Raw genomic sequence first — 1,344 nt, 5'->3', positions numbered from 1 at the left:
GTTATGCACCTCGATCCTGAGAAACCAAGCGAGGATATAGATTTCATATTAAACAGCCCTGTAAGACTCCATCTCAGTGATAGAAATGGTAGAAATGAAAAATACCATGAAGATAAAGATAAAATATACATCTTAGATTTAGCTGATGATAGTCAATATGTTGGAAGAGATGTGATAGTGAAAGAAGAATTGGAGTTTTGGCTAGTACATATGCTTGATCTTTATGACAATTTAAACACGAGTGAAAATTGCGGTAGCAATCATGAGTGTCTGTTAGTTCCCTTTGATAGTTTTGCGCAAGGATACATATCCTCTCTTCCAACGTACAATGCCAATGTCATCCTGGCTATGCTGAAAACAATATACTTTGAAATAGTCAAATATAATTGCAAGTTCAGCCACTCTGAATTTTGTTTTCTTGAAGAAAAGCTGAGGGCTCAAAACTGGCTCGGCAGTTAACTAATCTGTAGAAAAAGCACCTCAAAGGCTGCTTACGTTGTGAAACACCTCTGTACGTAAAACAAAACGACAGACTCGATTTACCTCAATGGATGATAAAATCCTCTACCCCTAGAGGGTATGAGTACCAGAGAGATAGTCTCCACATTCAAAGAGCCGTATGGTGCAGACGTGTCCGAGTCACTGATTTCCAAGGTTACAGATGCCGTTATTGAGCAAGTGATCGAATGGCAGTCTCGCCCTCTTGATCCCATTTACCCGATTGTCTATCTGGACTGCATTGTCGCGAAAGTCCGGCAAGATAAGCAGGTCATTAACGAGGCGATTTACCTGGCTCCGGGAGTCAATATCGAAAGCAAAAAGGAACTGCCGGGTATGTGGCTCTCTGAAAATGAAGGAGTAAAGTTCTGGCTCAGTGTTCTGATGCAGTGACAGAACCGTGGAATCAAAGATATTTTAAGCGCCTGTGTAGACGGCCTGAAAGGGTTTCCTGACGCTATTAACAGCGCGTTCCCTCAAACTCAGATACGGCTTTGCATTGTGCACATGATGCGAAATTCTATGAAATATGTTCCGTTTAATGGCTATAAGGCTGTTGCAACAGGACTCAAGGCCGTGTACTGATCTGCAACCGAAGAAGGGGCTCAGCAAGCTATGGCCCGGTTTGGTGAGCAATGTTTTTGTATCTTTTGCTTTTCTTTGTTTGCTCGTCTAACTCGTTGGTCCAATTTGTGGATACCCCTCCATCTTAAATTTTATAGTCATAAATACTCTAAATAAAAAGCATCTTTTTTCAACGACTTAACTATTCTAAAGGCTTCTGATATTAGCCGTAATGATGCTCAAACCCATAAAAAGACATATTACAGTACTTGTTTTTATTAT

General features: G+C 40.6%; 1 protein-coding gene and 1 pseudogene. Both read left to right on the top strand.

What is annotated here, in order from left to right; all coding sequences use genetic code 11:
- A partial coding sequence (locus KDK17_RS06145) for a hypothetical protein (protein WP_257287603.1) occupies window positions 1-459 on the top strand: 459 nt, incomplete at its 5' end.
- 64 nt (window positions 460-523) lie between these two features.
- Window positions 524-1,080, top strand: a pseudogene (locus tag KDK17_RS06140) (transposase); the annotation flags it as partial.
- Between the last annotated feature and the right edge of the window lie 264 nt (window positions 1,081-1,344).

The sequence above is a fragment of the Endozoicomonas sp. SESOKO2 genome (assembly GCF_024606245.1).
GTDB lineage: Bacteria > Pseudomonadota > Gammaproteobacteria > Pseudomonadales > Endozoicomonadaceae > Endozoicomonas_A.
The sequence above is the reverse complement of the archived record's forward strand: the minus strand, read 5'-3'. Positions and strand labels throughout refer to the sequence as shown.